Source organism: Carnobacterium divergens DSM 20623, from assembly GCF_000744255.1.
Lineage (GTDB): Bacteria > Bacillota > Bacilli > Lactobacillales > Carnobacteriaceae > Carnobacterium > Carnobacterium divergens.
In genome coordinates, this window is the sequence record NZ_JQLO01000001.1 from 60,468 (window position 1) to 82,753 (window position 22,286).

At 35.1% G+C, this 22,286-nt stretch carries 24 protein-coding genes; 13 read left to right on the plus strand and 11 right to left on the minus strand.

Features of this window, described 5'->3' with window-relative positions:
* Both BR52_RS00295 and BR52_RS00300 read right to left on the minus strand, forming a co-directional pair.
* Positions 1-1,755 (minus strand): ABC transporter ATP-binding protein, encoded by a 1,755-nt coding sequence (locus BR52_RS00295; RefSeq protein WP_115588704.1) that lies wholly within the window; start codon positions 1,753-1,755, stop codon positions 1-3.
* Positions 1,745-3,496, minus strand: coding sequence for an ABC transporter ATP-binding protein (locus tag BR52_RS00300; protein WP_034568207.1), 1,752 nt, complete (start codon positions 3,494-3,496; stop codon positions 1,745-1,747). Before BR52_RS00300 ends, BR52_RS00295 begins: the two co-directional genes overlap by 11 nt.
* A 140-nt stretch (positions 3,497-3,636) precedes the next feature.
* Here BR52_RS00300 and BR52_RS00305 point away from each other — a divergent pair, with 140 nt between their 5' ends.
* Positions 3,637-4,383, plus strand: a complete 747-nt coding sequence (locus tag BR52_RS00305; RefSeq protein WP_034568208.1) for a putative ABC transporter permease — start codon at positions 3,637-3,639, stop codon at positions 4,381-4,383.
* A gap of 76 nt (positions 4,384-4,459) precedes the next feature.
* Here the strand turns inward: BR52_RS00305 and BR52_RS00310 are convergent, their stop codons facing one another.
* Positions 4,460-4,936: a nucleoside 2-deoxyribosyltransferase gene (locus tag BR52_RS00310; RefSeq protein WP_034568209.1), complete on the minus strand. Its 477-nt coding sequence runs from the start codon at positions 4,934-4,936 to the stop codon at positions 4,460-4,462.
* Between the two features lie 163 nt (positions 4,937-5,099).
* Here BR52_RS00310 and BR52_RS13120 point away from each other — a divergent pair, with 163 nt between their 5' ends.
* The 3 genes from BR52_RS13120 (at position 5,100) to BR52_RS00325 (ending at position 7,818) form a co-directional block, all read left to right on the plus strand.
* Positions 5,100-6,188, plus strand: a complete 1,089-nt coding sequence (locus BR52_RS13120) for a 3D domain-containing protein (RefSeq protein ID WP_272947676.1) — start codon at positions 5,100-5,102, stop codon at positions 6,186-6,188.
* 20 nt (positions 6,189-6,208) lie between these two features.
* Entirely contained in the window at positions 6,209-6,454 is a 246-nt protein-coding gene (locus BR52_RS00320) for a hypothetical protein (protein ID WP_034568210.1), read from the plus strand.
* 128 nt (positions 6,455-6,582) lie between these two features.
* Positions 6,583-7,818 (plus strand): MFS transporter, encoded by a 1,236-nt coding sequence (locus tag BR52_RS00325; protein ID WP_034568211.1) that lies wholly within the window; start codon positions 6,583-6,585, stop codon positions 7,816-7,818.
* Between the two features lie 44 nt (positions 7,819-7,862).
* On the opposite strand, the gene BR52_RS00330 is transcribed toward BR52_RS00325, so the two are convergent.
* Positions 7,863-8,591, minus strand: a complete 729-nt coding sequence (locus BR52_RS00330) for an amino acid ABC transporter ATP-binding protein (RefSeq protein WP_034568212.1) — start codon at positions 8,589-8,591, stop codon at positions 7,863-7,865.
* Entirely contained in the window at positions 8,584-10,026 is a 1,443-nt protein-coding gene (locus BR52_RS00335) for an amino acid ABC transporter substrate-binding protein/permease (RefSeq protein ID WP_034568213.1), read from the minus strand. The genes BR52_RS00330 and BR52_RS00335 overlap by 8 nt, the downstream gene beginning before the upstream one ends.
* 232 nt (positions 10,027-10,258) lie before the next feature.
* On the opposite strand from BR52_RS00335, the gene BR52_RS00340 reads away from it, so the two are divergent.
* Both BR52_RS00340 and BR52_RS00345 read left to right on the plus strand, forming a co-directional pair.
* Positions 10,259-10,840, plus strand: a complete 582-nt coding sequence (locus BR52_RS00340) for a TetR/AcrR family transcriptional regulator (protein ID WP_034568214.1) — start codon at positions 10,259-10,261, stop codon at positions 10,838-10,840.
* 18 nt (positions 10,841-10,858) lie between these two features.
* On the plus strand, positions 10,859-11,431 hold the full coding sequence (locus tag BR52_RS00345; protein ID WP_034568215.1) for a GNAT family N-acetyltransferase: 573 nt from the start codon (positions 10,859-10,861) through the stop codon (positions 11,429-11,431).
* 59 nt (positions 11,432-11,490) lie between these two features.
* Here BR52_RS00345 and BR52_RS00350 read toward each other — a convergent pair whose 3' ends face one another.
* Complete coding sequence (locus BR52_RS00350; protein WP_034568216.1) at positions 11,491-12,006, minus strand: LURP-one-related/scramblase family protein; 516 nt, start codon at positions 12,004-12,006, stop codon at positions 11,491-11,493.
* A 189-nt stretch (positions 12,007-12,195) separates the two neighbouring features.
* Here BR52_RS00350 and BR52_RS00355 point away from each other — a divergent pair, with 189 nt between their 5' ends.
* A complete protein-coding gene (locus BR52_RS00355) occupies positions 12,196-13,185 on the plus strand; it encodes a D-2-hydroxyacid dehydrogenase (protein ID WP_034568217.1) in 990 nt (329 codons plus the stop codon).
* Between the two features lie 29 nt (positions 13,186-13,214).
* Here BR52_RS00355 and pdxK read toward each other — a convergent pair whose 3' ends face one another.
* Both pdxK and BR52_RS00365 read right to left on the minus strand, forming a co-directional pair.
* Complete coding sequence (gene pdxK / locus BR52_RS00360) at positions 13,215-14,039, minus strand: pyridoxine/pyridoxal/pyridoxamine kinase (protein ID WP_034568218.1); 825 nt, start codon at positions 14,037-14,039, stop codon at positions 13,215-13,217.
* Between the two features lie 85 nt (positions 14,040-14,124).
* On the minus strand, positions 14,125-14,994 hold the full coding sequence (locus tag BR52_RS00365; RefSeq protein ID WP_034568219.1) for a Cof-type HAD-IIB family hydrolase: 870 nt from the start codon (positions 14,992-14,994) through the stop codon (positions 14,125-14,127).
* Between the two features lie 199 nt (positions 14,995-15,193).
* Here BR52_RS00365 and BR52_RS00370 point away from each other — a divergent pair, with 199 nt between their 5' ends.
* Positions 15,194-15,874: a uracil-DNA glycosylase gene (locus BR52_RS00370; protein ID WP_034568220.1), complete on the plus strand. Its 681-nt coding sequence runs from the start codon at positions 15,194-15,196 to the stop codon at positions 15,872-15,874.
* Between the two features lie 164 nt (positions 15,875-16,038).
* Positions 16,039-17,019: a phosphate acetyltransferase gene (pta, locus tag BR52_RS00375; protein ID WP_034568221.1), complete on the plus strand. Its 981-nt coding sequence runs from the start codon at positions 16,039-16,041 to the stop codon at positions 17,017-17,019.
* Between the two features lie 312 nt (positions 17,020-17,331).
* Here the strand turns inward: pta and BR52_RS00380 are convergent, their stop codons facing one another.
* Positions 17,332-17,811 carry a hypothetical protein gene (locus BR52_RS00380; protein ID WP_034568222.1) on the minus strand — a complete coding sequence of 160 codons (480 nt, stop codon included), beginning with the start codon at positions 17,809-17,811 and terminating at the stop codon, positions 17,332-17,334.
* 304 nt (positions 17,812-18,115) lie between these two features.
* On the opposite strand from BR52_RS00380, the gene BR52_RS00385 reads away from it, so the two are divergent.
* The 3 genes from BR52_RS00385 to BR52_RS00395 all read left to right on the plus strand — a co-directional run bounded on the left by BR52_RS00385 (position 18,116) and on the right by BR52_RS00395 (position 19,716).
* Complete coding sequence (locus BR52_RS00385; protein ID WP_034568223.1) at positions 18,116-18,547, plus strand: hypothetical protein; 432 nt, start codon at positions 18,116-18,118, stop codon at positions 18,545-18,547.
* A gap of 152 nt (positions 18,548-18,699) precedes the next feature.
* Positions 18,700-19,167: a tRNA (adenosine(37)-N6)-threonylcarbamoyltransferase complex ATPase subunit type 1 TsaE gene (tsaE, locus tag BR52_RS00390; protein ID WP_034568224.1), complete on the plus strand. Its 468-nt coding sequence runs from the start codon at positions 18,700-18,702 to the stop codon at positions 19,165-19,167.
* A 21-nt stretch (positions 19,168-19,188) separates the two neighbouring features.
* On the plus strand, positions 19,189-19,716 hold the full coding sequence (locus BR52_RS00395) for a GNAT family N-acetyltransferase (RefSeq protein ID WP_034568225.1): 528 nt from the start codon (positions 19,189-19,191) through the stop codon (positions 19,714-19,716).
* 36 nt (positions 19,717-19,752) lie between these two features.
* On the opposite strand, the gene BR52_RS00400 is transcribed toward BR52_RS00395, so the two are convergent.
* Positions 19,753-20,286 carry a 3'-5' exonuclease gene (locus tag BR52_RS00400; RefSeq protein WP_034568226.1) on the minus strand — a complete coding sequence of 178 codons (534 nt, stop codon included), beginning with the start codon at positions 20,284-20,286 and terminating at the stop codon, positions 19,753-19,755.
* Between the two features lie 91 nt (positions 20,287-20,377).
* Entirely contained in the window at positions 20,378-20,680 is a 303-nt protein-coding gene (locus BR52_RS00405) for a hypothetical protein (RefSeq protein ID WP_034568227.1), read from the minus strand.
* 172 nt (positions 20,681-20,852) lie between these two features.
* Here BR52_RS00405 and BR52_RS00410 point away from each other — a divergent pair, with 172 nt between their 5' ends.
* Positions 20,853-22,247: a 6-phospho-beta-glucosidase gene (locus BR52_RS00410; RefSeq protein WP_034568228.1), complete on the plus strand. Its 1,395-nt coding sequence runs from the start codon at positions 20,853-20,855 to the stop codon at positions 22,245-22,247.
* Positions 22,248-22,286 lie beyond the last annotated feature (39 nt).

A 22,286-nucleotide genomic window follows, 5' to 3' on the forward strand; every position in this document is an offset into this window, starting at 1 on the left:
CTATTTTTCAAATTGAGAAGCATAAAGTTGATGATAAGGGCCATCCTGTTGAAGCAGATCTTTGTGGGCACCCATTTCAACAATGTCCCCATTTTCCATTACTAAAATCAAATCAGCTTCTTGAATGGTTGACAATCGATGGGCGATGACAAAGCTCGTACGCCCCTTCATCATTCTAAGAAAACCTTCTTGAATTTTTTGTTCGGTTAGCGTATCAACAGAGCTAGTAGCTTCATCTAAAATCAACATTGGCGGATTGCTCAACATGGATCTTGCAATAGTTAGTAATTGTTGCTGTCCGCCAGAAATTGAAACCCCGCCATTTCCTACAATTGTATCATAACCATGAGGCAATTTTATGATAAAAGAATGAGCAAGCGCAGACTTAGCAGCTTGAACAATTTCTTCTTCGCTAGCAGTAGCATTTCCATAGGCAATATTCTCTTTGATGGTTCCTGAAAAGAGCCAAGTATCTTGTAGAACCATTCCAAAAGAACGGCGTAGACTATCTTTTGTGTAACGCGTAATCGGTTGACCGTCAATTTCAATCGAACCGCTATTCAATTCATAAAAACGCATCAACAAATTAACTAAGGTGGATTTTCCAGCGCCGGTTTGTCCCACAATAGCAACTGTTTCACCTGGACTCACAGCTAGATTGAAGTCTCTTATCAAAGGGCGATCAGGAGAGTAGGAAAAAGCCACATGATTAAATTGAACTTCACCACGAACGTTTTCTAATTCCAATGCATTCGGTTCATCTGGAATTTCTTCTTTGCTATCAAGTACTTCAAAGACACGGCGTAGTCCAGCTGTGGCCGTCTGAATCTGAGTCGTGATACCAGACAATTCAATAAAAGGTTTTGAGAATTGAGAAGAATAGATAACAAAGCTAGAAACGGTTCCAACGGTTACGGCCCCATTTCCATTAACTACCAAAATACCTCCTATTACACCAATTAAAAGATAAGAAAGATGGTCAACAAAACGAGCAGAAGGATTTGTAATTGAGGAAGTAAACTGTGCTTTTTGTCCCCAGGTATATAAACGATGATTAATTTTTTCGAACTCTTCTTGGACTTGCTCTTCATGATGAAAAGCAGTAACGACTTTTTGATTCGTAACCATTTCAGAGACAAATCCTGAAATCTCACCAACAATCTGCTGCTGCTTCGTAAAGTTTTTTTGAGAAAGAAAAGCCACAATCCAGGCAATTAAAAAGATTAATGGAGTAGTAACTAAAACGATTAGCGTTAAAATAGGGCTTAGATAAAGCATAAAGCCAAGAGAAACAAAGACAATTACAACGCCTGAAAAGAGATTATTCAATGTGATGCTTACGGCATCTGAGATACTATCCAAATCATTTGTAAAACGACTGATGACATTGCCATGAGGCGTGTTGTCAAAAAAGCTTAAGGGTAATTTTGTGATTTTATCAAAGGTTGCAATACGTAAGTCCTTTACAGCACGATAAGCGACTTGGTTTGAAAAATAAATAATCAGCCATTGTGTAATAGTAGCTAGTAGGAAAGCTAGACCAAGTAGCAATAAGACGTGAAATAAATCAGAAAAAAGAACTTGCCCCTTTCCGACAATTGCATCAATCGCCTTTCCAGTATAATAAGTTGCACTAACGGAAGCGACTCCTCCGATTAATCCACAAAGGAGTGCCCAGCTGATTGAGCTACGATAATGGAGTAAATAAGGCAAGACACGTTTGATATCAGTTGTTTTTATTTTTTTAAGCATTATCAGCACCTCCGTTGGCTTCATTTTGAGAATAATAGAAGTCTTGATACATTTGAGAATGGGCTAATAAGTCTTGGTGTGTTCCTTTTGCTGCCATTTTTCCATCATTTAAGACTAAAATTTCATCAGCAGATTGAATGGAACTAATTCGTTGCGACACAATAACCAAGGTAGTGTCGTTTAAACGTTGACGCAAGGCTTGTCTTAAATTCAAATCGGTTTGATAATCCAATGCGCTTAAAGAATCATCTAAGATTAAAATAGCTGGTTTAGCAATTAAGGCCCGAGCAATGGTCAACCGCTGACGTTGTCCACCTGAAAAATTCTTTCCTCCTTCAAAAACAGGAGAGTGGATTCCTTCTGGTAATTGATTGACGAAATCTGCGCTTTGTGCGATTTCTAATGCTTCTTGAATATCTTCATCTGTGGCATCTGCTTTCCCCCAACGAAGGTTTTCAGCAATTGATCCAGTAAATAAGCTGCTGTTTTGTGGAACGATGCCGACTTGCTTTCTTAAAGATTCGAGAGAAAATTCTGAGACTGGCAAACCGTAAACATAGACACCCCCACTAGTAGCATTGTAAAAGCGAGGAATCAAATTGATAAGTGTGCTTTTACCACTACCGGTAGGACCTGTAATACCTAAGACCTTACCTTTTAACAAATCAAATTTAATAGCAGTTAACGCGTTTCCAGCATCCTGTTGATACGTAAAATCAACATTTTTAAAACGCACTGCATAAGAATGTTTCGCATGTAGTTTATTAGGAAATAATTTAGGTTGAGAAGGGTCAGTAACTGTAATAGGAGTATCCAGTACTTCGTTAATCCTTTGCGCAGAAGCAGAAGCTTTGGTAAAAAGGACGACTAAATTTGCAACAATAATTAACGCTAACAACATTTGAGTGATATAGTTAATCAACGCCAGTACGTCTCCTTGGCTCATATTGCCACTATTTACTTGGAATCCCCCTGCGTACAAAATCACAATAATTCCAGTATTCATAATCAAGGAAGTTGCGGGCGTCATTAAAGCAGATAAGTTTCCTACTCGAATATAAGCTTTAGCTAAATCATCACTAACATCATGGGCACGTTTTTTTTCTGCATTACTTTTAGCAAAGGCACGAATCACCCGAACACCACTTAAATTTTCACCAACTACTTGAGCTAAGCGATCCACTTTTTTTTGCACACGGCGATATAAAGGAATCGTTTTAGCCATAATAAAATACAAGATAACGCAAAATAAGGGCAATAAAATAGCAAAAACTAAAGCGAGCTTAGGATTAACATAAATCGCCATAATAATCGAACCAATACATAGAAATGGGGCACGAATTACTAGCCGAATTAGCATAGCTAAAGCCAACTGCATTTGATTAATGTCATTTGTAGCACGAGTAATTAAAGTAGATGTTCCAAAGGCGTCAATTTCAGCATGAGAAAAAGAATTAATTTTCTTCATCAAAGTACTTCGTAATTCGGTTCCAAATCCCTGTGAAGCAATAGAAGCCGAATATTGGCAAATAAAAACAGAGATTAACCCAATGACTGACATCAAAAGCATTAAGCCTCCCATTTTATAAATATAGACAGTGTCCCCTTTATTGATTCCGTTATCAATCAATTTAGCCATTAACAATGGAAGAAACAATTCAAAAATGGCTTCAATCAATTTGAAAATGGGGCCAATCACCATTTGAACACGATATTTTTTGGCGTATTTTAATAATGCAATCAAATTATTAAACTTCCTTTCATATATATAGCATTTTATCTCTAAAGTATATCATAAAAGAAAACGATGCTAAAAGGTTGAAATTGATAAAAAAATCACAAAGTAGTATGATGAAGTTAAAAATAGTTTGAAGGAGTGAAAATATGGCAGTTTCTTTTCCACAAATAATGCTTTTATTTTTTGTTTATGCCGTAATTGGCTGGTTATGGGAGACGGTTTATTGTTCTTTAAAAGCTAGGAAATTTGTTTATCGAGGTTTTTTAATTGGCCCCTACTGTCCAATATACGGTTTTGGTGTGTTAGCTGTTTTGTATTTTATTGAACCTTATCAGAAAAATATTATTTTTTTATATGTTATGTCAGCTATTGTTGTTACCGTGTTGGAGTATGTGACAAGTTATGGGCTAGAGAAAATTTTTCATACGACTTGGTGGGATTATAAAGACGTTCCATTTAATATTAATGGACGGGTAGCTATTCCTATCTCGTTATTTTGGGGCTTAGGTTGTGTAGTAATTGTTAAGTGGATTCAACCGCTGGTGATGAAAATAGTCAATTATTTAATAACTGACTTTGGAAATAGCTTGCCATTGATTTTATTTGGACTCTTATTTATTGATTTTTGTTATTCAGTAGCGAGTATGAATGCGTTCCAAAAAGAAGTCGCTAAAATAAGTGAAGAATTAGAATCTAAAAAAGCCGAAATTAGCGAGGGGATTTCCGAATTAAAAGTAGAAGCAAAGCAAAAATTAAGTACCAATCATTTACGCTTCAATCAAAAAAGAATGTTAAATTCATATAGAAAAATCAATATGCCTGAAATTAAATATTTTAAAGAAATAAAAGAATTGCAAAATCAAAAAAAGCCTACGAAAAAAACTTCCAATTAAATCAGATAATTGGAAGTTTTTATTACAAAAAAAGATTACAAACCGTCATTTTTGTGTAATATTTCATCGTTTTCGTCTAAAATTCACGAATTTTTTTAATTAATTGCTCTGAATTTGAGAAAATCTCGCCATTTAATTTCACTAAACCAACGGTATACAGATTCATATAAGAAAATTGAGATTCTCCAACAATTTGTAAAGCTGCTAGTTTTTTTTGATTGGTAGCACCTAATTGTCTAGAATCGGTATACAAACCTAAAATGGGGATTCCTGCTTGATAAGCAACGCCAATTTCAGTAGCAACCCCCACATCAATAATAGCTCCATCCATTATTGCAATCATGAAATCACTTGACAATAAAGCGTTTGTGTCGTATTTTGCAATTTGCATGGAATCTGCATAGGCATTTTTATCATTAATTTCCATTTGCTCTTGTGGTACATAAATTTCTAGTTCAGGATAATTGGTCCGTATTTTTTTTACAAGTTGTTCATTGTAAAGCAATTCCATTTCAGAAAATAAAGGACTCGCAAAATAAGCTTTTTTCTTCATTTTAATTCCTCCTAATATCTTTTGTTACATTTTCAGTATACCTTAAAATTTGTTTGTAACAAAAAGTAACCTTTGTGAAATATATCGTTGCTCAATATTCGTTATAATTGTGAGAGCAAAAAGGAAAACAAGAATTATGAAAACTGAAAGGTGTTGTCACTCTGTGAAGATAAGAAAACTGGTTGCAAGTATGATAATTGCATTCATCAGCATTAACTTAATTGCAAGCGTAGGTCATGCAGCTTCTCTTGATGAAATTTCAAAAGAGCAACAAGCAAAACAAAGTAGCATGGCAGCAGTAGATAGCCAAATCAGCGAAACATTGGTTTCTCTAAATGAAAAAAATAAAGAAATTGAAGATTTAAATACACAAATTGCAGATAAAAAAGCAAGCTTATCAACAACAGCTACTCAAATCAAAGAAAAACAAGCAAGTGTAGATGAACGAATCGAGCAAGCTAAGAAACGTTTGCAAACTCTTCAAACGTCTGAAGTGAATAAAAATATGGTTTTAGTTATGATGGAATCTGAAAGTGTAACAGATTTCTTCAATCGTGCAATCATGGTTGGAACGTTACAATCAGCTGATAACGATAAATTAGAATTAGCAGTTAAAGAAAAAGAAGAACTAGCAAAATTAGAATCTAAATTAAAAACAGACGCAGTTGCTCTTGAAGAGAAAACAGTAGCTGTCGATAAACAATCTAAAGAACTAAACACCAAAATGGTAAGTCTACAAAAAACAATGGACGATAACAAAGCGGCTTTAGATGAATTGGATAAACAAAAACAATCAGAACAAAAACGTGTAGACGATGAAGCTTCTGCTAAACAAGCAGCTGAAGCAGCGGCTAAACAAGCGGCAGAAACAAAAGCTGTTGCTGTTCCAGCTGCAGATACTACACCTGTTGCCACTCCAGCAACACCGAATGCTCCAACTCCATCAACGGGTGGCGGTGCATCTTCAGGGAAAACCGTTATTGTTGAATCAACTGCTTACTCAGTTGCAGAAAGTGCATCAAGTTTTTATACGGCTTTAGGAATTGATCTACGTCAAAACCCAATGGTTATTGCAGTTGATCCTCGTGTGATTCCATTAGGTTCACGTGTTGAAGTTTCTGGTTATGGCACAGCAATTGCAGGAGATACTGGTGGCGCGATCAAAGGAAATAAAATTGATGTTCACTTCTCAAGCGTAGCGCAATGTTTACAATGGGGACGTAGAACCGTTACTGTTAAAATTTTAGACTAAATAAAAAAGGTGTCCTGTATATGGTAGATATCGAGTTTTATAAAGAACAAGATGAAGAAGCCTTTTTAGAACGTTGGGAAGCAAAATTTGGTGAAATTGAAGATATCGATGCTTTTTATCAAACCATTGCAACTACCGTTCAAAAAGAATATGAACAAAATCAAGTCAAATTAGGTAATAAGTATGTTTATGAAGGTATCTTAGTTGGATATGTAGATTACAATACTTATAATAATTGGTTTTTGTTTAGTAGTTCAAAATTATAATAAACAAATAAAGAGCAAATCCATCAAAGGATTTGCTCTTTATTTGTTTTAGATTAAAAAATTCAAATGAACCTAATGATGAATAGTGTTAAAATAGATAAGGTAATTTTATATAAAAGGAGTCTAAAATGAAGAATAATAATGAAGTACATAAAGCCTTTTTATTGGGGATTTCTCGTCAATTAATGTGGGGCTATGTTGCAATTGCGATATTTATGATTGGAAGTGGATTAGAGCAGGCATTTCTTTCAAAACAATTGATTGAAATGGGTTTTTTAGCAAATCAAGCAGCGTTCATTTTTACAATTTATGGAGTAGCTGTTGCAATTTCTGCGTGGCTTTCTGCTATTTTAGCAGAGTTGTTTGGTGCCAAAAAAATTATGGTGTTTGGAACGATTACATGGTTGGTTTTTCAAATTGGATTTATTTTATTCGGGATTATTCCAGAAAATTACTTAATGATTGTCTTGATGTACGGACTACGAGGGTTTAGTTTCCCATTATTTGTCTATGCGTTTATTAGCCTGATTACTCAAACTACTCCGATGAAGCAATTGCCAGGAGCAATGGGAGGGTTTTGGTTTGCCTATTCATTGGGATTAGGTGTATTTGGTTCCTATTTGCCTAGCTTTACGATTCCAAAGGTTGGTTATATTGGAACACTTTGGTTGGCGGTTCTTTTTGTTGGGCTAGGCGGTTTGATTAGTGTATTTGGTTTAAAAAATGTGAGGACTTTTGATCATTGTCAAATAGAAGAAGAGTCAAAAGAACCTTTTAAAGATAGCATAACCATTCTATTTCGCAAGCCAAAAATCTTTTTAGCAGCCATCGTAAAAATGATTAATCAATTGGCAGCAAATGGCTACGTTATTGCGATGCCTCTTTTTTTAACAAGTCATAAAATTGGCTTTACAATGTCAGAATGGCTTCAAATCTGGGGGTTAATGTATTTAGTTAATATTGCATTTAATTTGATTTGGGGAATGGTTGCCAATCATTTGCCGTGGCATCGAGTGGTGGAATGGTTTGGTTGTGTCGGAATGGCTCTTGCCTGTGTTTTATTTTATTATGTTCCGTATTTATATGGTCCTAATTTAATAGCAATGTTTGGTGTAGCAGCGTTATTCGGTGCGGCATTAGCAGCTTTTACACCTATTTCAGCTATTTTTGTAGCGTTGGCACCTGAAGAAACAGGAGCGGCAATGTCGATCCATAATTTAGCCGGTGGGCTAAGTCAGTTTGTTGGATATGGGGTGACGGGCGTGTTGTTAAGCTTGTTTGATACTGCAGGCTTTGTTTGGAGTATGGCAGGCATTTATTTAATAGGAGCCGTTTGTGCTCACTTTTTAGCAGCTGAGGACTAGCAAAAAAATAACCAAACTACGCTTAAACGTAGTTTGGTTATTTTTTATAGAACTTTTTCTAAGAAATTTTTAGTTCGCTCATTTTTAGGATGATCGAAGACTTCAGTAGGTGTTCCTTCTTCGACAATATAACCGCCATCCATAAAAATAACACGATCGGCCACTTCTTTAGCAAAGCCCATCTCATGCGTTACGACAATCATGGTCATTCCTTGTTTAGCTAAAGTTTGCATAACTTCTAAAACATCCCCAACCATTTCAGGGTCGAGAGCGCTTGTGGGCTCATCAAAGAGCATGATGTCTGGAGACATAGCTAAAGCTCTTGCAATCGCGACACGCTGTTTTTGACCACCTGAGAGGGATTTAGGATATGCATTGGCTTTATCTTTTAGACCAACCGTTTCTAACAAACTTAAAGCACGTTTTTTTGCAGAATCTTTTGTTTCTTTTTTTAGTTCAATTGGAGCTAATGTGATATTTTCTAAAATAGTTAAATGTGGAAAAAGATTAAAATGTTGGAAAACCATCCCGATATTTTGACGAACTTGATTGATGTCAATAGTTGGGTCCGTTAAATCGTAATCATCTACAATCACCGTTCCACCATTAATTTCTTCCAAGTGATTCATACAACGTAAGAAAGTACTCTTACCAGAACCAGATGGGCCAATCATACAGACAACTTCGCCTTCTTGAATTTCTAAATCCAAGCCCTTTAAGACTTCTAGACTGCCATAGCTTTTCTTTAAATTTTCAACTTTTAATTTAACCATTGTTGATTCTCCTTTCAAGACGATTGGATACTTTTGTTAGGAACGTAATCACGATAATATACATTAAGCCAATGATAAACCACATATTTGAATCGTAGGTTCTAGCGATAATGATTTTACCGGTTTGTGTTAATTCTACTAATCCGATAATGGATAAAATTGATGTATCTTTTAGTGTAATAACAAATTGATTGATAAATGAAGGGATCATAATTTTAACTGCTTGAGGCAAGATAATTTTACTCATTGATTTTCCATAAGGCAATCCGAGACTTCTAGCAGCCTCTAATTGACCATTGTCAACTGCATTGATACCACCACGAACAAGTTCGGCAATGTAAGCACCGGCATTTAAGCTTAAAATAATAATCGCAGCTAACGTAGCAGGCATTTTGATTCCTAGCATTTGTGGAATGGTAAAGTAGACGAAGAATGCAAATACAATCATCGGTACGCCACGCATGATATCAACATAGATCATTGCAATCCCACGTAAAATTTTACTTGGTGTCACACTTAGTAAGCCAAAAAGAATGCCTAAAACAGAAGCAATCGCAATTGAAATCAAGGTAATCAATAATGTTTTACCAAGTCCAGCCATTAATTGACCAGCATTTTCTTTTGCTAATGCTAACGTGCTTGTTTTTTCAACTTTCTTGTCAGCTTCGCCTAAATAACGATTTTGAATTTTTTCATACTCGCCATTGTTTTTAAGATTCGTTAAGCCATCATTGAACATTTTTAACAATTCTTGATTTTTGCCTTTATTAACAGCAAAGCCATATTGGCCGCCTTTTTCTTTATCTGTTACTAATTTTAAAGGTACATTTTGAGTAATCGCATAAGCCATTACTGGATAATCTTCAAAAGCAGCATCAGAATTTCCAGCTTTAACGTCTTCGTACATATTAGAAGAATCATCAAAGGTCGTCACTTTAAAACCATATTTATCTTTAATCGATTGAGCAAATTCAGCGCCCTGAGTTCCTGTTTTAACAGCTACTGTTTTGCCTTTTAAGTCGTCGTAGCCTTTTATGGTATCGTTTGTATCTGCGACCGCCATTACGACGCCACTTTCAAAGTAAGGGTCTGAGAAGTCGAATTTTTGTTTACGCTCATCGGTAATGCTCATTCCTGCAATAACACCGTCAACTTGATCCGTTTCAAGAGCTTGAACTGCAGCATTGAAGCCAAGGGGTTTGATTTCAACCTCAAAACCTTGATCTTTTCCAATGGCTTTTAACAAATCCATGTCAATTCCTACAAAATCACCTTTTTTATCTTGGAATTCAAAGGGGGCAAAGGTTACGTCCGTCCCGATAATGTATTTTTTAGTTGTTTCAGCAGCTGCTTTTTGTGGGGCTGCAAAGTTAAATAGCACACCTAATAGTAGTGTGATAGATAATAGAAATAAGTGTTTTCTATGTTGTTTCATCATATCTCCTCCTGTTTAAGAATTCATTTTATTTCAAAATTAAAAAACATGCAACTAATATGTAATCACGTTATGTCATAAGATATGACATTCTTTGTAAGGAGTTTAGAGTGAAGCATTTAAGATACTTTAATGAATAGAATGAAAGCGTCAGAACTTATACTATAGTTGACAATTTTGATTATTTAAAATAAAATGAATGAAAGTCAGTCATTTTTGATAGGAGGACTTTATGAAAGATAAAAAACAAAAATTAATCGAAGCAGCGATTGCGATTTTTACGGAAAAAGGGTTAGAACAAACAAAAATCTCTGACATTGTTAAGCATGCAGGCGTTGCACAAGGAACTTTTTATTTATACTTCCCTTCAAAATTAGCGATTATGCCGGCAATTGCAGAAGAAGTAGTGAAAGAAATTTTAGCGGTAGCCAAAAAAGAAGTCAATTCACGAGCAGCTTTTACAGAACAACTCAACCAACTGGTTGAGGTTAGTTTTACTTTGACGAATCGATACTCTGAAGTGATAGCTCTGACGTATGCGGGTTTAGCTTCAAGTGATTATTTAACAGAATGGGAAACCATCTATGAACCTTATTATGAATTTGTTGCTGCTATTTTAGAAGAAGCCATTCAAAAAAAAGAAATGGATGTCACGTTAAATCCTAAACAAATGGCTAGATTAATTATTGGATTAACAGAATCAGCAGCAGAACAACTTTATTTATATGATACTAAACCAAGTCAACAATTGATTGAAGAACAACAACAAGCAACTGCAGAATTTATTAAACGAGCGTTACGAATAACTATCTAAAGGAAAAGAGGAATAGCAATGATTAGAAAAGCAACAAAAGCAGATGCAGCATCGATTGCGCCGATGATTATGGTGATTCTAGAAGATATGGAATTAGATGTTTTTAAAACTTTATCAAGAGAACAGGTGATTGAATTATTGATTGCCGGTATTCAAACGGAAGATTATCGTTACAGCTACAATCATGGCCATGTATGGGAAAAGAACGGTGAGATAGCTGGGATTGTTTTTGGTTATCCAGGAGCAATTGAACCGCTAATTGATGCACCATTAACAGAAATTATTCAAGAAAAAGGGTTTGATACATCGATTCAACTATTTACAGAACCAGAAACATTTCCAAATGAATGGTACCTTGATTCAATTGTTACAAAAGAAGCTTTCCGTGGGCAAGGAGTTGGAACAGAGTTGTTAGCAGCTCTTCCAGATTTTGCTTTAGAAGACGGTCAAAAAGTAATTGGTTTAAATTGCGATCAACAAAACCCGCAAGCACAAAAATTGTATGAGCGAATGGGCTTCAAAAAGAACGGTGAAGTGACAATCAGTGGACATCTGTACAATCATATGCAAAAAGAAATAACTGAAAAATAAAAAAACCGTTAAATCACTTAGTGGTTTAACGGTTTTTAGTAAGTTTAGAAAAAAGAGTCTTAATACGGTTGAAAAGAAATACGGCGATTTCGAACCTTTTGAGGAAGTCGATTGAGCAATAAATGATCTAGTATTACTGCGATACATAAGCAAATCGGAGCATCTTTAGGATCTTCAATGGATAGGGCGTAAAAGTCTCCAGTAGGCAAATAACTTTTTTCCATCGTCATAATTAACTGGTGTCCTTTTTTTATTTGGTAATGATGATTGTAAAAATCCCCAGTCACCAGCCAGTGAAGCTTGCTTACTTTAAAAAAAGGCATTTTTAAGCCGTAATGTTTAGATAAGCTTCCTACTTTTTGATCTGCAAGATACAAATCGAATTTAGGCAAAATTGACAGTAGGGTTTGCTTTGCTTCAGCAACTAATGTACCGTCAATTTTATATAGATAAAGACCATCGCCAACATTTCCCCATTTTCCAATGAGTAGATAGCAATCTTTTCCAGACTCGTCTTTAATAATAATACGCTCTTGCATGGATACAAATTGTTGTTTCATATATAAATGAATCATAATTATCCACCTCTATGGATAGAATAGCACAAAACCAAGATTAAATCAGTTACGAAAAGCATAAGATTTTTTCAATTTTAGGTGTAAAAAAATATTAAAATAACCTAAATATCGTAATGTGTTAGTATTCAAATGAGGGAGAATGTGCTAAAGTAAAAAAAGAAAATTTCACGAAATGAGGAAGAGAAGATGAAGTTAATTGCGTATAATGTTCGAGAAGATGAAAGGAAATATATCGAAAAATGGGCAAAACGCAATAAAATCGAAGTAGCAATGACGGATGCAAGGATTACTGCAGAAACAGCTTTTCTAGCTAAAGGCTATGATGGTATTTGTGCGTTACAAACGAGCGCTTATGAAGCAGAAATGTTCCAATCAATAGCTCAATTAGGTATTCACAGTTTTGCAATTCGTTCGGTTGGCTATGACAGTGTAGACATCGAAGCTGCTAAAAAAAATAACGTGAAAGTGACCAATGTACCAGGATACTCACCGAGTGCAATTGCGGAATTTTCAGTTAGCCAAGCATTGCAATTAATTCGTCGTGTCCCTGCATTTAATCAACGTATGGAAGAGCAAGATTTTCGTTGGAGTGGTTTAATTTCAAAGGAATTGAAGCATATGACAGTTGGCGTGATTGGCACTGGTCGAATTGGCCAGAGTGCAATTGATATTTATCAAGGATTTGGAAGCAAAATTTTAGCGTATGACGTTTATCAAAATCCTGATTTAAAGGATCGCGTTACTTATGTAGAAGAAATAGCAGAGCTTTTCCAACAATCTGATTTAATCACCTTACATGCACCAGCTCTAGAAAGTAATTTTCACATGATTAACGAAGCCGCAATCAATCAAATGAAACAAGGTGTTTATCTTGTTAACACTGCACGAGGCAGCTTAGTTGATACGGATGCTTTATTGTCAGGTTTAAATAGTGGGAAAGTGGCAGGAGCTGCTTTGGATACCTATGAAAATGAAACAGCTTATTTTTCTCATGATTGGCGTGGCAAAACAATAGAAGACACAAGATTACAAGAATTATTAGATCGTAGTGACGTACTGTTAACGCCACATATTGCTTTTTATACAGAAAAAGCAGTTGAAAATATGGTAGATATTTCTCTAGATAGTGTAAAAGAACTTGTTGAAATAGGAAAAAGCAGAAATGAAATTTATTAACTTTCATTTCTGCTTTTTTTTATGAGAACTTAAATTTTATCTTGTTTTGTTAAACGATAGCCACCATGGAAAACAGGGCCAACATACTCGTTGAAATCAAAGCCACTACGGATTGCTTCTGAAACAAAGTCTTTTGCTTTTAAAACAGCGTCTTTAACAGAAAGACCGTTTGCTAGTCCAGCAGTAATTGCAGCTGCAAACGTACAACCAGCTCCATGGTTATGGGCCGGGGTGATTTTTTCTGTTTCTAACACAGTAAATTCAGAACCGTCATAAAAAAGGTCGATGGCTTTATCACCAGCTAAGGCTTTTCCGCCTTTAATCACCACGTTTTTCGCACCCCGTGCATGGATTTTTTCAGCAGCTTTTTTCATGTCCTCTAGATTGGTTAATTTACCTAAACCAGATAAAACACCCGCTTCAAATAAATTAGGTGTAGTGATAGTTGCTAAGGGAATCAACTGATCTCTTAATGCATCGGCACTATCTGGATTTAAGACCTCATCCTCACCTTTACAAACCATTACTGGATCAATCACGATATTTTCTAACTGATGCGTTTTAATCGTTTCAGCAACTAAGTCAATAATAGGAACCGTTCCAAGCATTCCTGTTTTCATTGCATCGATTTTTCCACCTGCTAAATTTGTTTTTAGCTGTTCCTTCACGATAGCAACGTCAATTGGAAAGACATTGTGATGCCAATCGTTGTCAGGATCCATGGTAACAATGGTTGTTAGAGCAGACAAACCATAGGTGCTATATTCTTCAAATGTTTTTAAATCGGCTTGGATACCAGCGCCACCACTTGAATCACTACCGGCAATTGTTAATGTTTTTGGAATAACTGTCATTTGGGAATTTCCTCCTTATATATCGGGTGTAGCATAAGTTGTTATTTTATTTTTACGTTAAATCCGTCTTATTGTCAATAGAAAATTATAAGTTTTCATTGATACTGCGCATAATGGCTTCAGCGACACCATTTTCATTGTTATTAGAAGTCAGGTGTTTCGCATGTTTTTTAACGTCTTCTTCCGCATTTTCCATCGCAAAGCTAACACCCGCAACATCTAGCATGGAGACATCGTTAAAATTATCGCCAATTGCCATCACGTTTTCTAATGGAATCCCTAATTTTTTAGCGGTTCGTTTTAAAGCAATGCCTTTTTGAGCGTTTTTATGATTGATTTCGATATTGTTGATAAATGAAGATGTAATCGCTAATGTTCCTAAGCTTTCAAGTTGCTCTTTGATTGGTTGCAAGGTACGTTGACCATCATCGCTAAAGGCGATTAATTTTAAAACTTCAATTGACTCATCATTTACAAGTTCTTGATAATCATCAACATAGTTAATATTCATTAATTCTAAACGAGCAGCAGCGAGAACAACGCCCATTTTATAAGTGGTATCAGGATTTAAATTGACTAGTAAAGAAGCCACAGATTCAATCCGTTTAACTTTACTTTCTGAATAGATTCCTTTTGAAGTGACCATTTCGGCATAGATATTGTGTTCTTTTAATGTTTTTAAAATAGCATGGACTGTTGCTTTATCAATTCCGATATTGTCAATAATTTGACCAAATTCATCGTAAACTTGCGCGCCGTTAAGTGTAATCATCGGACAACTAATTCCTACTTCAGCCAGTAAAGGATGAGCTTCAGTATAGCCACGCCCAGTTGAGACCATAAAACGAATGCCACGACGTTCTGCTTCAGCAATCGCTTCAGCGTTGGTTTTTGAAATAACCATTTTTTCATTTAACAAAGTTCCGTCCATATCTGATGCAATAAGTTCTATCATGATGTATCCCCCAATATGTTAGATTCATTTTAAGTTTACCATTAAATGACTGAAAAGAAACTTAAAAAGTTTGATAAAGAGGTTTTTTTACGTTATAAAAAGGAGAATGGCAATTTATAATAATATTAAATAACGATTGATACAATACGGTTTTTTTAGTAGAATTTAAGTAGTAGCCTAATTAAAGGAGGATAAAAGAATGAAAGAACTTATTCATAATGAGTGGCAAGAGGTGTTAAAAGATGAATTTGAAGCGCCTTATTATCAACAATTAAGACAATTTTTAAAAAAAGAATATCAAGAACAAGTTATTTTTCCAGAGATGAACCACATTTGGGAGGCTTTTGAATGGACGCCTTATGATAAAGTCAAAGTAGTGATTTTAGGACAAGATCCTTATCATGGACCTAACCAAGCTCATGGATTAAGCTTTTCAGTTCAACCAACAATCAAAACGCCCCCTTCTTTGGTAAATATATACAAAGAGTTGCAATCGGATTTAGGGATTCCTCCTGTGAATCACGGGTATTTGAAAGCATGGGCTGAGCAAGGCGTCTTGTTATTAAATACAGTTCTAACAGTTCGAAATGGACAAGCAAATTCTCATCGTGGTCAAGGATGGGAAACATTGACAGATGCTGTGATTAAAAAATTAAATGAACGAGCAACGCCGATTGTGTTTATTTTATGGGGAAAACCATCTATTTCTAAACTAAAATTAATCGATACAACAAGGCACGCAGTCATAACAGCGCCACATCCAAGTCCATTATCGGCTTACAGAGGATTTTTTGGTTCAAAACCTTTCTCAAAAACGAACGAAGCATTAATAAAATTTGGCGAAACCCCAATCAATTGGCAGCTACCAGAAACTGTGTAACACTTTTTGGGTGATACTATATAGAAACTGTATTAGTTTTAATTTAAGAATATTTGTTCTTTAGGGATTTCTTATAGAAAACAGCTGAAAAAACTGTTATTTTTTTTTTGAATAAGATATGGTAGAATAGAAGAAAATATGATAATTTGCTGGAGGTAAGTATTGTGGAGTTATTTGATAGTCTAAAGTTTAAAATTGTAAGAAAAAAAATTCGTGTGGTATTTCCTGAAGGAACTGAGCCTCGTATTATTGGTGCTGCTGTTCGTTTAGCATCTGAAGAATTGGTTTCTCCTGTGTTGATTGGGAGTGTTGAAGCAGTTTCTGAAGCGGCTAAAAAACGTGGCTTTAACGTTGACAATATCGAAATCATCGACCCTGCAAATTATGCAGAAATTGACGCTATGGTAGCATCATTAGTTGAACGTCGTAAAGGAAAAGTATCAGAAGAACAAGCTAGAGAATTATTAAAAGACGAAAATTACTTTGGAACAATGTTGACTTACATGGGCTTAACAGATGGTTTAGTAAGTGGTGCGGTTCATTCAACAGGAGATACGGTTCGTCCAGCATTGCAAATTATTAAAACAAAACCAGGCGTTTCACGTACAAGTGGTGCATTCATCATGTTACGTGGCCGCGATAACGAAAAATATTTATTCTCAGATTGCGCAATCAATGTGAACCCAAATGCTCAAGAATTAGCTGAAATCGCTGTTGAAAGTGCAAAAACAGCCGCTTTATTCGATATCGATCCAAAGGTAGCAATGCTAAGCTTCTCAACAAAAGGATCAGCAAATGCTCCTGAAGCTAAAAAAGTAGAAGAAGCAACAAAAATTGCTCAAGAATTGGCTCCAGATGTTTTAATTGATGGAGAATTACAATTTGATGCAGCTTATATCGCTTCTGTAGGACAACAAAAAGCACCTGATTCAAAAGTAGCAGGTCAAGCAACTGTCTTTGTTTTCCCAGAATTACAATCAGGAAACATTGGCTACAAAATTGCACAGCGTTTTGGAAACTTCGAAGCCATTGGTCCAATCTTGCAAGGTTTAAACAAACCAGTTTCAGATCTGTCTCGTGGATGTAACGAAGAAGATGTATACAAATTATCAATCATTACAGCTGCACAAAGCTTGATGAACTAAAAGAGCGTATTAGCATAGTGCTAATTAAATGCACTAAACTTAAAATTGTAGAATTTCTATAGAGCGAATCTTTCGCTCTATTTTTTTATTTTATTTTCTATACACTAGCTGAATTCTTTATGTATGAGGTTAGTATTAAACGTTTTTTTTATGATCAATAAGAAAGGATAGAACGAGAAAAAAGAGCTAATCAAATGATGCAAATTCCACATCATTGACCGAGCTCAATTAAAATAGTTAAGGATATCAAAATTTTAAAAAAACCTAAAATATTAATTTTTTAGGAATGCTTTTTAGTTCTAAGAAGTTTTTTTATTGCATGTGTATTGTAGCAGACGCATAACTTCTTTCTATTGGTCCGTTACCTTGCCAATCTGCATAGAGGCTAACTTCCAATTCATCATCAATAATATCTTTGTTGTCTAAAATAATATCTACGCTAGGAATCTGTTCCAAAATACCTGCTGATTTGCTGTAATATGATTTTCCTGTTTGTTTTCCAACTACATCTAAATGGCTTTCAAAAACGATACCTGCTACACTATATAAACTATTACCATGTATCTCCACTTGATTTGTATCCATATTTCTCCAAGCTTTGACAGGGTTTGGATCTAAATAATCATGTTCCCATTCTCCACCATAAGAATCAACCTTTAATTCTGTGATATTATTTTTTACAGTTGCTTGTTGATTTTCTTGTAATTCTGAAGCACCGACACTTTGACCAATCATTGTTGAACTTCCTAAAATAATCATAGATAAACACAGTACTGAAATACTTTTTTTCATCATACCTTCTCCTTTTAATATAAATTTAATTATCATAAATCTATTTTATATTATCATTTATAGAATTTATATAATAGTTAAATAGCACAATAGTGATAAAAATCATCGCATTTGTAATTTATAAGTAAAATAAATATTCAAAAATGAAATGTGGTTTAAGTTGTTCATTTAAATGGAGAAATCGATGAATAAAGGTAGCTAGAGATAACTTAAAAAAATTCTATTTACCTCATTTCAGTTAAAAGGTATAATGAATGTTATCTAGCGATTAAAAAAATTACTAAAGAAATGTTGAGGGAATTTAATGAAAGCAAATCCAAATTTTTACATTCAAACCGTGAATACAGCAATTACAGATACGGAAGACAATGGCGAACGTTTAAGTGAATACTTTGAAGTGTTACGTGGAGCGTTAGACAAGAAAGATTTAGCAGCTATTTCAACAGAAGAATTAAGCACCATTAAAGAAAACTTTGCAGAGGGTACCCAAAAATACGTTGCAATCGAAGCAAAATTAAAAGGTTTAAAAGCACCAATCAAATTATTGGGTGTAAATAGTCAATTATTAAAAGCGTACAAAGAATTTGTTGAAGGCTGTCAAGCAATGACCGACAGTATCGATGTAGCGAAGCATGAGGTTGATATCGCAGCCTTTGATCAAGCAGAAAATATGCAAGATCAAGCAACGGGCGCTTTAATGAAAGCTGTGGAACGCATTACAAAAATGATGTTTTAAGAGAAAAGGTCTATTTTTTAATAGGCCTTTTTTATTAGCAGAAACTTCTTATATGGTAAAGAAGTTAATAGAAATTTCTTTAGACTTTCGTTATACTACTTATTAAAGGATTGAGAACGTTACGTTTCTCCATTTGAAAAGGAGCGGAGCCAATGCGTACAAAACATGCGAAAAACGAAGCAGAAACAAAGGAAATCGCTAAAAGCTTAGCGGATTTTTTAAAAGAAGGCAGTGTTCTTTTATTAGAAGGAAATCTTGGTGCTGGTAAAACAACATTTACTAAAGGCATCGCAGAAGGTTTAGGTATTAAAGAAGTCATTAAAAGTCCAACTTATACCTTGATTCGAGAATACCAATCAGGTCGATTGCCACTTTATCATATGGACGTTTACCGTTTAGAAGAAGTGGGCGGAGATGAGTTAGGATTGGAAGAATATTTTCAAGGAGAAGGCGTGTCGATTGTTGAATGGGCGACCTTTATCCCAGAAGATTTGCCAAAGGAATTTTTAAAAATTAAATTGGTGCCGATGGGGGAAGATTTTTCTGAACGAAATCTTGTTTTTGAACCAGTGGGAGCACAGTACGAACAAATAGTAGCTAATTATTTTGAAGATAAATGATACCAAAAGGAGCGACACACGATGAAAAAAGAAAAAATCGATATTGTAATCAGAGAAGCGATTCCAGATGATGCAAAAGAGGTGTTGCGCTTTTTAGAAGGTGTTGCGACAGAAACAGGCTTTCTTTCTTATGGTGCAGAAGGGTTAGCGATATCTGAAGAAGATGAAAAATATTTTATTGAAAACATTTTGAATTCTGAAAACAATTTATTGTTAGTAGCCATACTAGGTGAGCAAATAATCGGAACGGCAAGCGTTAAAGCGGAAGCAAAACCTAAAATGAAACATATAGGAGAAATTGGAATCTCGATTTCTAAGGATTTTTGGGGCTTTGGGCTAGGTACGATGCTGATGGAAGAACTCATTATTTGGGCGGAAGAATCAAAGGTCATCAGACGCTTAGAATTGACGGTACAAGACCGAAACCAACGAGCTATTCATCTCTATGAGAAAATGGGCTTTGAGCAAGAGGGGCTATTAAAACGTGGTGTCTATGATGATGGGGAATATTTAGATGTTCAACTAATGAGCAAAATGATTGATGCCTAAAAAAACGACCAAATCTTTGAGATTTGGTCGTTTTTTTTATACGTGTTTTACTAATTTTTTTAAAGGTTCTGTGCCAAAATTATTTTCTAAATGCAATAAAATAGTCGCACAAGCATTGCTGTCATCTAATGCATAGTGGTGATTTTCTAAGTTGATACCAAAATGATCACAGACAGTGTTTAGCTTATGATTAGGTAGTTCCGTTAAGAGTCTACGACTTGATTGAACGGTACATAGTGTTTGGAAATGAGGGCGTTCAATTTCATAGTAGTCAAGACAGCCATTTAAAACCCCTTGATCAAAAGGTAAATTATGAGCTACAATCAATTTGTTTTCTTTGAAACAGGGCTTCATATCGTCCCATACTTTTGCAAAGTTTGGCGCATTTGCTACATCCCGTTCGTGGATGCCGTGAACTTGGACATTACGCCAGAAAAAAGGAGTCTCAGGTTTAATCAGTGTGTAATAGTTATCAACGATTTGACTGTTACGAACCACTGTTAAAGCTACTGAACAAGCACTATGTCGTTCATGGTTAGCTGTTTCAAAATCCAGTGCAACAAAATTCATTTTTTTCACCTCAAAACAAGTTTCTTTCATACCTAATAGTATAAACTTTTTACTAAGGAAATACTAGTTATGAAAAAGAAAAGAACCACGTCTAGCGATTAAATTTCTTATGAGGATAGTGTAAACCTTTATATTGAAATGAGGTAGTTAATTTTTGTTTAAGTTGATACTGTTTAACAACTAATTGTTTTCGTTCGTTAGGAAGAACTTCTAGTAGCAAAAAACTTCCATTTTTCACTTCATATAGAAAGTTAAAGGCTTTTTGTCCAGCAATCAAGCAATTATAAGGTTTATCTTTATGCTCCAAAGTAAAACGAGCGAAAGGCGTACCAGTTGAAGTACTGATGATTTTGATATCCGAAATAACTTTCCCGTGGATTTGATAGGTTTTCATATGAGTTCCTCCTAACAAGTTAAAATAGTTAAAACTATTATACGAACAAACGTTCCTTTTGTAAAGCGAAATCCTAAAAAATTTTTATTTGAAATGTTCCTTGACATGTAATGCATTACACAGATTATAGTAAAGACAGGAAAGAAAACGCTTTAATAATAGGAGGATTTTTATGACAAGAGATGCATTGAAGATTGTAACTATTGGTGGCGGTTCAAGTTATACACCAGAATTGATTGAAGGGTATATTAAACGTAAAGATGAATTACCCATTAAAGAAATTTGGCTTGTAGATATTGAAGAAGGCAAAGAAAAGCTTGCAATTGTTGGTGAGATGGCTAAACGGATGGTAAAAGCAGCGGGGCTTCCTTGGACAGTTCATTTAACATTAAACCGTCGTGAAGCTTTAAAAGATGCCGATTATGTTTCAACACAATTCCGTGTGGGTTTATTAAATGCTCGAATCAAAGATGAACGAATTCCTTTATCTCATGGTGTTTTAGGTCAAGAAACCAATGGCGCGGGTGGAATGTTCAAAGCCTTTAGAACGATTCCAGTGATTTTAGATATTATTAAAGATATGGAAGAATTATGTCCAGACGCATGGTTGGTGAACTTTACTAATCCAGCTGGAATGGTGACAGAAGCAGCAATCAAGCATGGTGGATGGAAAAAAACAGCTGGCTTATGTAATGTTCCGATTGGACATCGTAAACAAGCTGCTGAAAAATTAAATTTACCAGAAGATGAGTTGTTCTTTAAATTTGCAGGAATTAATCATTTCCATTGGCATCGTGTTTGGGATAAAACAGGAAAAGAACGGACAGCTGAATTGATTGATCTGATTTATGGACCGCAAAGTGAAACAGAAAGTCATTTGAAAAACATTCACAACGTGCCATTCCATTATGAACAAATTAAAGATTTAGGAATGTTGCCATGTGGCTATCATCGTTATTACTATATTGAAGACGAAATGTTAGAACATTCAATTGAAGAATTTAAAAAGGGTGAGACAAGAGCACAAGTGGTCAAAGCAACAGAGGCTCGTTTATTTGAACTTTATAAAGATCCTAATTTAGATTATAAACCGAAAGAATTAGAAGAACGTGGGGGTACTCACTATAGTGATGCTGCTTGTGAACTGATTGCTTCGATTCAAAATGACAAACGTACAGATATGGTTGTTTCAACAGCTAATAATGGAACGATTACAGATTTACCATATGATTGTATTGTTGAAGTATCGGGACCCGTTACAAGTCACGGACCAGAGCCTTACAACTGGGGAGCGTTCCCACCAGCAGCAAGAGGTATTATTCAAATGATGAAAGGGATGGAAGAAACCGTTATTCGTGCCGCGATTGATGGCGATTATGGCACAGCGTTACATGCCTTTACAGTGAATCCCTTAGTACCAGGTGGAGTGATGGCTAAAACATTATTGGATGAATTATTAGTTGCCCATAAGGAACATTTGCCACAATTTGCTGAAAAAATTAATGAAATTGAAGCAACACAACCTGAAACAGTAGCGTATGTTTCTCATCTAATGGAAAGTAATTAAAAAAAAATCCTGTTCGTGAAATTTCACGAACAGGATTTT

Excerpts from the sequence above, each read along its gene's own strand:
- BR52_RS00335 (WP_034568213.1), bottom strand. The coding sequence starts at position 10,026 with ATGAAACAACATAGAAAACACTTATTTCTATTATCTATCACACTACTA.
- BR52_RS00355 (WP_034568217.1), top strand. The coding sequence starts at position 12,196 with ATGAAGTTAATTGCGTATAATGTTCGAGAAGATGAAAGGAAATATATC.
- BR52_RS00385 (WP_034568223.1), top strand. The coding sequence starts at position 18,116 with ATGAAAGCAAATCCAAATTTTTACATTCAAACCGTGAATACAGCAATT.
- BR52_RS00380 (WP_034568222.1), bottom strand. The coding sequence starts at position 17,811 with ATGAAAAAAAGTATTTCAGTACTGTGTTTATCTATGATTATTTTAGGA.
- BR52_RS00340 (WP_034568214.1), top strand. The coding sequence starts at position 10,259 with ATGAAAGATAAAAAACAAAAATTAATCGAAGCAGCGATTGCGATTTTT.
- BR52_RS00310 (WP_034568209.1), bottom strand. The coding sequence starts at position 4,936 with ATGAAGAAAAAAGCTTATTTTGCGAGTCCTTTATTTTCTGAAATGGAA.
- BR52_RS00330 (WP_034568212.1), bottom strand. The coding sequence starts at position 8,591 with ATGGTTAAATTAAAAGTTGAAAATTTAAAGAAAAGCTATGGCAGTCTA.
- BR52_RS00345 (WP_034568215.1), top strand. The coding sequence starts at position 10,859 with ATGATTAGAAAAGCAACAAAAGCAGATGCAGCATCGATTGCGCCGATG.
- BR52_RS00320 (WP_034568210.1), top strand. The coding sequence starts at position 6,209 with ATGGTAGATATCGAGTTTTATAAAGAACAAGATGAAGAAGCCTTTTTA.
- BR52_RS00410 (WP_034568228.1), top strand. The coding sequence starts at position 20,853 with ATGACAAGAGATGCATTGAAGATTGTAACTATTGGTGGCGGTTCAAGT.
- tsaE (WP_034568224.1), top strand. The coding sequence starts at position 18,700 with ATGCGTACAAAACATGCGAAAAACGAAGCAGAAACAAAGGAAATCGCT.
- BR52_RS00325 (WP_034568211.1), top strand. The coding sequence starts at position 6,583 with ATGAAGAATAATAATGAAGTACATAAAGCCTTTTTATTGGGGATTTCT.
- BR52_RS00305 (WP_034568208.1), top strand. The coding sequence starts at position 3,637 with ATGGCAGTTTCTTTTCCACAAATAATGCTTTTATTTTTTGTTTATGCC.
- BR52_RS00395 (WP_034568225.1), top strand. The coding sequence starts at position 19,189 with ATGAAAAAAGAAAAAATCGATATTGTAATCAGAGAAGCGATTCCAGAT.
- BR52_RS00365 (WP_034568219.1), bottom strand. The coding sequence starts at position 14,994 with ATGATAGAACTTATTGCATCAGATATGGACGGAACTTTGTTAAATGAA.
- BR52_RS00400 (WP_034568226.1), bottom strand. The coding sequence starts at position 20,286 with ATGAATTTTGTTGCACTGGATTTTGAAACAGCTAACCATGAACGACAT.
- BR52_RS00350 (WP_034568216.1), bottom strand. The coding sequence starts at position 12,006 with ATGATTCATTTATATATGAAACAACAATTTGTATCCATGCAAGAGCGT.
- pdxK (WP_034568218.1), bottom strand. The coding sequence starts at position 14,039 with ATGACAGTTATTCCAAAAACATTAACAATTGCCGGTAGTGATTCAAGT.
- BR52_RS00370 (WP_034568220.1), top strand. The coding sequence starts at position 15,194 with ATGAAAGAACTTATTCATAATGAGTGGCAAGAGGTGTTAAAAGATGAA.
- BR52_RS00405 (WP_034568227.1), bottom strand. The coding sequence starts at position 20,680 with ATGAAAACCTATCAAATCCACGGGAAAGTTATTTCGGATATCAAAATC.